The 9,333-nt window shown below is 59.5% G+C and carries 8 protein-coding genes; 3 read left to right on the top strand and 5 right to left on the bottom strand.

Annotated features, from left to right (window positions below):
- Positions 1 to 254 precede the first annotated feature (254 nt).
- Positions 255 to 446, top strand: coding sequence for a hypothetical protein (locus tag BUC24_RS27075; protein WP_178372629.1), 192 nt, complete (start codon positions 255 to 257; stop codon positions 444 to 446).
- Positions 415 to 1,341, top strand: a complete 927-nt coding sequence (locus BUC24_RS26225; RefSeq protein ID WP_073223683.1) for a hypothetical protein — start codon at positions 415 to 417, stop codon at positions 1,339 to 1,341. The genes BUC24_RS27075 and BUC24_RS26225 overlap by 32 nt, the downstream gene beginning before the upstream one ends.
- Before the next feature lie 42 nt (positions 1,342 to 1,383).
- Here BUC24_RS26225 and BUC24_RS26220 read toward each other — a convergent pair whose 3' ends face one another.
- From BUC24_RS26220 to BUC24_RS26210, 3 genes are all read right to left on the bottom strand, one after another.
- Positions 1,384 to 1,971, bottom strand: coding sequence for a C39 family peptidase (locus BUC24_RS26220; RefSeq protein ID WP_073223681.1), 588 nt, complete (start codon positions 1,969 to 1,971; stop codon positions 1,384 to 1,386).
- Between the two features lie 21 nt (positions 1,972 to 1,992).
- Complete coding sequence (locus BUC24_RS26215; protein ID WP_229448909.1) at positions 1,993 to 2,730, bottom strand: hypothetical protein; 738 nt, start codon at positions 2,728 to 2,730, stop codon at positions 1,993 to 1,995.
- Between the two features lie 698 nt (positions 2,731 to 3,428).
- Positions 3,429 to 3,911 carry a DUF6328 family protein gene (locus BUC24_RS26210; RefSeq protein WP_073223679.1) on the bottom strand — a complete coding sequence of 161 codons (483 nt, stop codon included), beginning with the start codon at positions 3,909 to 3,911 and terminating at the stop codon, positions 3,429 to 3,431.
- Between the two features lie 158 nt (positions 3,912 to 4,069).
- On the opposite strand from BUC24_RS26210, the gene BUC24_RS26205 reads away from it, so the two are divergent.
- Positions 4,070 to 6,463, top strand: coding sequence for a penicillin acylase family protein (locus BUC24_RS26205; RefSeq protein WP_229448907.1), 2,394 nt, complete (start codon positions 4,070 to 4,072; stop codon positions 6,461 to 6,463).
- A 3-nt stretch (positions 6,464 to 6,466) separates the two neighbouring features.
- Here the strand turns inward: BUC24_RS26205 and BUC24_RS26200 are convergent, their stop codons facing one another.
- Both BUC24_RS26200 and BUC24_RS26195 read right to left on the bottom strand, forming a co-directional pair.
- Entirely contained in the window at positions 6,467 to 8,038 is a 1,572-nt protein-coding gene (locus BUC24_RS26200) for a GDYXXLXY domain-containing protein (RefSeq protein WP_073223677.1), read from the bottom strand.
- Positions 8,035 to 9,012: a DUF2157 domain-containing protein gene (locus tag BUC24_RS26195; RefSeq protein WP_073223675.1), complete on the bottom strand. Its 978-nt coding sequence runs from the start codon at positions 9,010 to 9,012 to the stop codon at positions 8,035 to 8,037. The genes BUC24_RS26200 and BUC24_RS26195 overlap by 4 nt, the downstream gene beginning before the upstream one ends.
- Between the last annotated feature and the right edge of the window lie 321 nt (positions 9,013 to 9,333).

The raw sequence follows: 9,333 nt of genomic DNA, 5'->3' as shown, positions 1-9,333 counted from the left end.
GATAGTGCTGCAACCAGTGTGAAAGTAGGTTATCGTCAGGCTAGTTATAAAAGAAAGACCCCAGAGCAGAAATGCTTCTGGGGTTTTTTTTCGTCTTGCGCTTTGCCACCGCAACATTTGCTTGCAATTGAGTAACAACTCAAGCAGTCAATACAGCGTATAGTTTTCGTTTTCTTGTGGCAATTCTGGGAGACCGTTGTGAAATCATTGATTCAAGCTGGCTGCGGGCTAGGTCTCGCGCTGACCCTGGCCGCATGTGGCGGTGGCGGTTCGTCAACGACCCCGATCCCGACACCAACGCCCGCGCCGACACCAACACCGACGCCTACACCGACGCCAACGCCCACGCCAACGCCAACGCCAACGCCAACGCCAACGCCAACGCCAACGCCAACGCCAACACCCACGCCGTGCGTGCCCGACGCCAGCGCACTCGCCAACCTTAGTATCTTCCCAGCTGACAATCCATGGCGGAAGGATATTTCGCAGGCGCCGCTGGACGCGCGCTCTTCGGCCATCATCAATTTCCTGAACCAGACGAACGCGCCGTTGTTCAATGACTTCGGCAGTGGTCTTTATCTCGGTTCGCCGATCGGTATTCCCTTCGTGGTGGTGTGCGGGAACCAGCCAACGGTGCCCATCACGTATCGCGGAAATACCTACGATGGCAATTATGGAAACGAAAGCGATCCAGGTCCCTTCCCGATTCCCCTCTCAGCACCGGTGGAAGGCAATGGCGGTGGCGACAGTCATGTGATCGCGGTCGATGCCGCAAATCACAAACTGTACGAGCTCTACAATGCAAGCGTGACCAACACAGGGTGGCAAGCTTCGTCGGGGGCCAAGTTCGACCTCAACAGTAACGCTTTGCGTCCATTGTGTTACACCTCGGCCGATGCTGCCGGTTTGCCGATTTTTCCTGGCCTGGTCCGTTACGATGAAGTGGCCTCTGGCACGATTCGGCACCCGATCCGCTTCACCCTGAACAAGAGCCTGGTCAGTCCGATGTTCGTTGCTCCTGCGCGCCATTACGTCAATGGTACCAATACCAATGCTGCCTATCCGACGCCCATGGGTATGCGGCTGCGCCTCAAGGCCAGCGTGAATATCGGCGGGTATTCCGCAAACAACCGCGTGATCCTGACTGCCATGAAAACATATGGAATTATTTTGGCGGATATCGGGTCGAACTTCTACATCAGCGGCGCGCCCGATCCGCGCTGGAACAATAGCGATCTGCAGGCCCTGCGTGCCATCCGCCCATCTGATTTCGAGGTTGTCCAGATGGGCAGTATCTTCGACTCGGGCAAGCCGGCCGACGTTGCTACCTGCGCGCCATAAAAAATGCCGGTGCGTATTCAGACGAATCGCACCGGCTTCACCTTAGCGGCTGATGTTCATCCGCTGGGTATGGGTCCAGCGGTGGTCGTACGCCGATACCGCTGAGGCGTAGGTCCGGTAGGTCTGCCCTTCGCCTGGCCATGGGTTCATGATATACACGTAATTCACACCGTTGTAGGTCTCATAGCCTCGCCCGACCATGATGTGGCCGCCGCCGTTGGTCCAGCCGTAGCGCATCACGAATGGCCGGTTTGCGTTGATGTCCGATACCACGCTGGACCACGACGAGGCGACGTTGTACGCGCCGTTCGATACGCCCCACGCATTCAGGATATTCTGCACGCTGCCGTTGCTGCCATACATATTGTTTGGCTGGTTCGCGTAGCTGTTCCAGTTGAAGTTCGTATTGCCGCAGGCGTAGTTCAGTCCGAATGCCCAGTTCACGATCTGGCACTGGCTCGGGGTCTTCGCGTAGTAGTTCAGCACGGCCTTGCTCGACGCCGCCCAGCACCACTGGCTATGTTCCTGCGTGGTCAGCGGCACGCTCAGCGTACGCCATTGGGCCATTGCTGCAGGAATGGCGAGTAGCAGACCCGCACCGACGATCAGTTGTTTGAGGTTCTTGTTCATGGTATCTCCGTAGGCGGTCGGTTAGCGTGGTGCAGCCATGTTCAGCTTGACGGCCGAACGCAGCGGTTGGATGAAGTCCGCTTCATCGAGCAGTCCGTCATCGGGCTTGCCAGCCTTGCTGGCGCGCTGCTTGAGCATCAGCGATTCGCGCGCGGAATGCAGGGGCGCAAAGCGGGCACGGCCATCCTGGCCCATCACTTCGAGGAAATCCGATCGTGCCTGGTACACGCGCACGAAGCGCAAATTCGATTTGTCCGCATTGCCATGGAAGCCGGCCATCGCGTCGACATCTTTTGACAGCACACTGGCGCCATATTCGACCGTTTCGTAACGGCCATTGCTGCGCTCAACGGTCGCCATGCCAATGGGGCGGTCGTGCAGCGTGATCACGAAGCGCCACTGCGCGGTTGGTTTCGCCATGCCTTGCATGCTGCTGCGGCCTGCCAGCATTTCGTTCGGATCCACGGTATGGACCGGGAAGCCGTAGCTCACGACAGCCTGCTTCAGATCCTGCAGGTCGGTGATGTCGAGGGGAAAGTCGACCGGCGCACCGCTGCCGCGCATTTGCTGCTGGGCAGTAGCGAACTGGGCAAAGTCACGTTGCGCCGCCGCCAGTGCCTCGGCCGATTGACGCTTGAGTGCGTTCTGCATCTGGGCGATGACGTTTTGCGCCTGGGCTGCAGCAGGCATCAACGCGCCACTTGCCGTGCCGATCAAGATGGCGAGCAAGGACGCTTGCAGTGTTTTTTTAGATTGCATTGTGTTTGTCTCCTGAATGTTGGTCATGCATAGGACCGCGCCGCGAAAGCGCGGGAACATCCGCCGCACCTCTTTGTGTGCTGACGGACATGGATTGAACGCGAAAAATTGCGTTGTCCTCCCCCGAGGATGTTTTGATCTTCAACAAACATTCTGTTTTTATTCGGCGGGCAATGCGGTGTAAATCCTGCTGAATTTGGACAAAACGGCTGTAGTACATACAAAGTGTGGTTTATGCGCGTGCGGGCCTTGCTTCACGCGGCATGCCACGCCAAGCCGTGCCGCCGCAGCTGCGAGGCCGTGGTTCAACCTGTGGATGGCGCCGGTGACGTGTTACGACGGTAGTGAGGAATGGCGGCAGCAAACTCGGCAAACCCCGCCGCCAATGACTGCAATTGTTTTCGTATGAACTCAGATGTTCCAGCAGGGTCAATAAAGGAAAGTCAGGCGCGCACCATGCGCGGCGGACCCCCTCTGTGCTGGCCCGGAGAGATTCACTTGGCCACTGGCGGCCGGGCTTGCTCCTTCGGCGCCGTCACGCCTGAACCGCGCGCAACAGACTTTCCCGATACGGCGTCGGCATTGCGCCGACATGCACGGAGCATAACCTGCGGTCGGCCAGGGCCTCAAGCGAATATTTACTTATGTGGTATTTCTGAAAATGTTAATTTTTTGTTTCGTGCCGCACGCGGACGGTCCTACACTTGGTTCTGACGCTGCTGCCGGCGTTCAGTCCAGGGGAACACGAACCACAGGAAGCTGAGGAACGCGAATGTCAGAAGCGCGCCGGCAATACTGGCGCTCACCCGATCAGTCGCGACGTAGATCACGGTGAACATATCGAGCGCGAGGCCAAGCGCCAGGGGCGCCAGTGCTGAACGGATCATCCAGGAGGAACGTTTGACCATGCGGTGTGAAACATATTTTGGGCCGACCACACGGTAATACACGGCTGGCGTCATCACCAGGGCCACGGCAACGATCACCATGCCCAGGCCGATCAGATGGCACAGCGTGGCAAAGGAAGGCAGGTCGGCGAAGCGGTCGTTGAAGACGGCAATGGTTTGAAATCCGAAGAGTGCCTGCACACCCGGAAGGATCACCCTGGCTTCTTCGATGATGTTCCGCATCTCTTCGCGGAAACCGTTTTGTTCGTTTTGTTCGTTTAGATTGTTTTCCATGCCTGAACACTACCGCTGATGAGTAAAGCAGGTGCGCACTGTTGAACGTGGGCGGGAGCTGGCGCACCGTTGAGTGATGTCAATGGAGTAAAGGCAAGCCCTTCGTAGTATTGCCACTCGAATTGCGTCTTAGTGAAATTGCAAAAGGAATCAACGCTATGAGAAGTCAGTTTTGGAATGCTTCGGCGAAAGCGGCCGTGCTCGGTCTTCTGCTTACCGGTTGTGGACGCGTGGACATTGATGTCAATGGCGCCGGGCAGGGCCCGCGCCTGATGGCTGACATTGCCCGCACCTCGTATGGCATACCGCACGTGCGAGCGGAGCATTTTCGCGGGCTCGGTTACGGTCTTGCTTACGCTTACGCGCAAGACAATGTGTGCATGTTTGCCGACACGATCTTGACCGTCAATGGCGAACGGTCGCGTTATTTCGGCGGGGAAGCGCCGGCCACGCAAGCTGCCAACGGCGAGTATGGCGCCGCGATCGACTACCTCAACGTCAAGAATGAAGACAGTGATTTCTTTTTCAAGAGCTATATCGATATTGAGCAACAACGCGCGGCGTATGCGGCAGGCACGGTCGAAGCGCGTGACTTGCTCACGGGTTACGTCGACGGTTACAACCGCTACTTGAAAGATGCCGCTGGCCGCTTGCCAGCAGCGTGTGCTGGCGCCGCCTGGGTGCGGCCGATCACGCTCGACGACATGATCCGGGTGCTGGCCGAGAAGGCCTTGCACGGATCCGGCGAAGTGTTCGCTCAAGAGATCGTCAACGCTGCCCGGACGCCCGGGACCATCCAACTGGCAAAAATGCAGGCCAAGCCTGGCAAGCGCGATATCGGCTTCATGCAGCGCCGTTTGGACAAACTCACCAGCGAGCAACTGGGAAGCAATGGCATCGCGATCGGACGCGATTTGAGTGCTACCGGCGCTGGCCTGCTGCTTGGCAACCCGCACTATCCCTGGACCAGTACCGACCGTTTCTATCAAGCGCACCTGACGGTGCCGGGCCGCTACGATGCAATGGGGGTGGTGCTGGGCGGTATTCCCATGGTCGTCATTGGTTTCAACAAAGATATTGCCTGGACCCATACCGTGACCAAGGCCGTCCACTTCACCACCTTCAAGCTCACGCTGGACACGCGCGACCCGACTGGCACCACGTATCTGTACGACGGTCAACCCGTCAAAATGAGCGCAAAAACCGTGACTGTCGATGTCTTGCAAAACGACGGCAAACTGGCCCAGCGCAGCAAGACTTTCTACTTCAGCAAGCAGGGTGCGGTGTTGGTGTACCCCGAGGCGGGCATGGTCTGGAATGCCACCGAGGCAACGGTACTGGGCGATCCAAACCGCAACAACACGCGCATGCTCGAGCAATGGATTGCGATGGGGCAGTCAAACAGCGTGCCGGCCCTGAAAGCGGCGCTCGACAAGCATGCCGGATTGCCCTGGGTGAATACCGTTGCAGCAGACCGCAATGGCAACGCGATGTATGCGGATGCGAGCGTGGTTCCGCTGGTGACCAGCGACAAATTCGTCTCCGACTGCTTCCTGGTACCGCCCTTGCTGACCTTTGACGGGTCGCGCAGTGCCTGCGCGTGGGGCAATAGTGCGACAGCACCAGCCGGCATCTTTTCACCTGCCGACGGGCCATTCATGATCCGCACCGATTACGCAGCCAACTCGAACGACAGTTATTGGCTCAGCAATGCGCGCCAGCTTCTGACTGGGCCTGCGCCGCTGGGTTATTCACCGCTGTATGGTCCGACCGATGCCGAGCAATCGCTGCGCACGCGCATCGCGTTCCGCCAGCTGGAGCAAATGATTGCCCAGCGGGGACGTCTGGTGGTGGGAGATTTGCAGACGCTGGCATTTGCCAATCGCATCTATGCAGCTGAACTGGTGTTGCCGGAATTGCTGCCGCTCTGTCTGAATTCGCCGGACCAGCAGACCGCGACGGCCTGTGCTGCCTTGAATGCCTGGGACCGCAAGGCGGATCTGGACAGCCGTGGCGCGGTGCTGTTCCGTGAATTCTGGAATCAGGCGGCTGAGATTCCAGGCCTGTGGCAAGTGCCGCTGGATGTGGCCGACCCGGTCAATACGCCGCGTGGCCTGGCGCCATCGGCCACACCGGCCTTGCTGGCGGCGCTTAAATCGGCTGCGCAGAAACTGACGGCACTAAACATTCCCTTCAACGGCCGCTTGGGCGACTATCAGGACGACACCCGCAACGGCGTGCGCGTGCCGGTGCACGGCGGCATCGGCGACATCGATGGCTCCTTCAACTCGATTCATATGCGGACCGGGCTCACTGCCAGTGGATATCACGGCATTATTTGGGGCACGAGCTATGTTCAGACCGTTACCTTCGACAATGCCGGCCCGGTGGCGTACGCGATGTTGACCTATGGCCAGTCGGTTGACCCGAAGAACCCGCATTACGCTGACCAGGTGCCCCTGTACTCACGCAAGGAGTTCCCGCTACTGCCATTCACGCCCGAAAAAATCCGCGCTGATCCAGCGTACCAGCTGACCCGGCTGCGCGAGTAGTGCTCACAGCGGTGCCAAATCAGGTCCGCGCATGCCGACCAGCAGCGCGCGGCCTGTGGCATCGACCCGGAATTCGCCGTAGCGGGCGCGCTCCCAGCGGGCTGCATCGCCTTCCTTGAAATACCAGCCATCGCTGGCGATGGACCAGCCCGATCGAAACGGCGTCAGCTCGATCGACATTTCATCGGGCGCCAGCGCGGTGCCCGCATCGCGCCTTTGCAGCGTCGCAATGCCGCGCGTATCGACGCGGGCCACGACATGGGCGCGCCGCGGCATATTTTCGGTGACGGTGTCGCCGTTGAGCTCAGCGGGCAAGCGGAAACGCAAGCGCATATAGTCGCCCTGCATCAGCGAGCGGGGATCAACCGGGGCCAGCTCGACAAAAATCGGCCGGCCCTGCGCGATAAGCGTTTCCTTTTGCCAGATGCCGACGTTGACCACAGCCAGCACGGCCAGCAAGCACAAGGCAAAACCGAAGCGCGAGCGCCGCACTGCCGGACCCGTCCCGGTCGCGGCTGGTGCCGTTGTCTGGCCACGCAAGGCCAGTGCGGCAATGATGCCAAGTAACATGCCGGCCGCCAGCAACCACGCTGATTTGGTTTGCAAGGGATAGTTTGCCTGGTAATAGAAAGCGCCAACAATCCATGCCGCGGCCACGCCAGCGGCTGTGCCCAGGCGCCAGTTACCCAAACTGATGCTGACCGCAAGAATGAGCAAGCTGCCGCCGAGGCTAGGCATGAGCCAGGACAGGCCGAGCAGAACGGGGACCGCCAGCGCTGCCCAGGTAGCGCGCAGAGTCGGCCACCGGCCAGCGAGCAGACTGGCAGCCACGACTGTGGCCAGCACCGAACCGGTGCGCGCCACGCTATCCCATGGCTGGAGCATGGTGCGCCAGGTGTGATCATCGCTTGATCCCAGCTGCGCGCCCAGAAGGAAGGTCATGCCTGCGTGCAGGGCCAGTCCAATCAGGAGGGCAACGCCCCAGCCGTTGGCCAGGCTGTCCAATACCGCCGCGCGGCCGAAAAGCCGGGCCGCGATCCACACGAGGAGCGCAATGTCGATCGCCACCCAGTAGTTGAACCCATTCTGGAAACCATGCTTGGGCATGAGTGCCAGCATGAACGCGACACACGCGGCAACGCCGAGCAACACACGTAGCCAGCTCCGGTTGATGGCGACGGCCAGCGCGCAGGCAAGACACGCAAATAGCGCTGCGGCAACGCGCAGCGGGAGATTGTCTATCAAGCCCCAGGCCAGAATCACAGTGCCTGCCGCAAATGCCGGGATCAGCATCTGCTCGACAAACAGTGGCAGCGTGCGCTTGCGGAGCAAGACGATGGTGATGATCAGGATAGGGATGCCAACAATAAAGGGGCCGGCGCCGCGATCCAGGACGCCCCCGAAAGCAATAAAAAAAATAGCGATCAGGGGAATCGCAGCCAGCCATGCACCGAAGGCGGTGAGCATGACCACAGGCCACGGGCGCGCTTCCTCTGCGGGAAGGGCTGCATCCGGCGGGAGAATACCTTCGCCAATGGCGCGGGCGACGAGATGTTCAAGATGCGAGCGGTTCATGCGCCTTCCCCTTGCACCTGCCGTTTGGATTGCCCAAGGACGAGGTGCACGGTCGTGGCAAGCAATGCGGCCGCAGCGATACCAGTGACAATCAGTTCCGGGATCCGGTCGCCACCGCCACCGTCAAACAGGCATCGCACCAGCAGTGCGACCAGCATGACGTTGATGCTCAGGCCGAGCGCGCTGAGGGCAAACGTATCATGCAGGCGTGCCGAGCTGAACGCCCACGCGGCAGCGCCCAGCAGGGCTAGCGCCAGGCAATACGGCAGCGCAATGGCGGGGTGGTCGAACAGAAAATCCAGCGCGCTTGCGGTCAGTAATACGCTGGCGCAGCTTAAGGCGGTTCGGAGCGACCAGATACCGGCGCCAGTATGGCGGGCGAATAAGGGGCTGAGCGCGCTTGCCAGCAAGAGAGACGCAATCCACGCTGCCAGATGGTAAGGTAGCGTTCCAGCGCGACGTTGCCAGCCAAATCCAATATGTGCGTGGAGCCATAGCGTCACGGCCGTCATCACGATGAGGGCCCATGGCGTCCACAGTGCATCGTGTCGCACGCCAAGGCAGAGTGGAAGCGCCAACGCGGCCCATAAAGCAAAGAGTTGCCACGCATCTGCGCCGGTCTGATACGTTTGGCCGAAGAAGGCGAACAGTCCGCCGATGCATAAGAACGCCAGCAGACCGAGTGGCACGCGAGCCCGTGGGGCCAGCATTGCTGCGACGCAGAAAAGCACAAGTAACGATTGCAGCAGCGCGAATTTACTGCTGCGGCCCAGGCCATCCCAATTTGCAGCTACCCAAAAGACGACGCCGAGTCCGGCGAGGGCGGCGGCTAGTAGCGCAATTCCTAGAGGAAGTATGCGGCGCAGATTGGCCGGCTCGTATGGCCGGGCTGCAAGCGCATGTAGTTGCTGCGTGGCGGCGGGGGAGAGGGCGTAGCGCGTAGCGAGTTCATGCAACACAGGACGTGGGTCCATTGATGACGACTTTCTCGGAAAGGTAATCTGCGCAGTCTAACTGGGATTTGCGCGAAAGGCCCTTGTCAGCCTCTGACGGCTTTGCTATAGTTCGCCTCCCGCTGAAAAGCGGGCTGTTTCGAAAGAGATAGCGCAGTAAAAAAGAGAGTTGACGAAGTACGCGAAACGCTGCATAATCTCACCTCTCTGCTGCTTACGAACACAACGCTTCGTACCAAGCAGCAAGGCAGTACCGAATAAGTTCTTTAACAATTAACAGTCGATAAGTGTGGGCGTTTGATGAAGGTGCCAAAGACTTCGGTCTTTGAATACTTAAATTAT

Origin of the sequence: Massilia sp. CF038 (genome assembly GCF_900129765.1) — a bacterium.
Lineage (GTDB): Bacteria > Pseudomonadota > Gammaproteobacteria > Burkholderiales > Burkholderiaceae_D > Telluria_A.
This window is presented reverse-complemented; position numbering and strand designations above follow the sequence as displayed.

What these genes read in the sequence shown, in the direction of transcription:
- BUC24_RS26210 (WP_073223679.1), bottom strand. Translation starts at nt 3,911, where the DNA reads ATGGAAAACAATCTAAACGAACAAAACGAACAAAACGGTTTCCGCGAA.
- BUC24_RS26195 (WP_073223675.1), bottom strand. Translation starts at nt 9,012, where the DNA reads ATGGACCCACGTCCTGTGTTGCATGAACTCGCTACGCGCTACGCCCTC.
- BUC24_RS27075 (WP_178372629.1), top strand. Translation starts at nt 255, where the DNA reads ATGTGGCGGTGGCGGTTCGTCAACGACCCCGATCCCGACACCAACGCC.
- BUC24_RS26205 (WP_229448907.1), top strand. Translation starts at nt 4,070, where the DNA reads ATGAGAAGTCAGTTTTGGAATGCTTCGGCGAAAGCGGCCGTGCTCGGT.
- BUC24_RS26200 (WP_073223677.1), bottom strand. Translation starts at nt 8,038, where the DNA reads ATGAACCGCTCGCATCTTGAACATCTCGTCGCCCGCGCCATTGGCGAA.
- BUC24_RS26215 (WP_229448909.1), bottom strand. Translation starts at nt 2,730, where the DNA reads ATGCAATCTAAAAAAACACTGCAAGCGTCCTTGCTCGCCATCTTGATC.
- BUC24_RS26220 (WP_073223681.1), bottom strand. Translation starts at nt 1,971, where the DNA reads ATGAACAAGAACCTCAAACAACTGATCGTCGGTGCGGGTCTGCTACTC.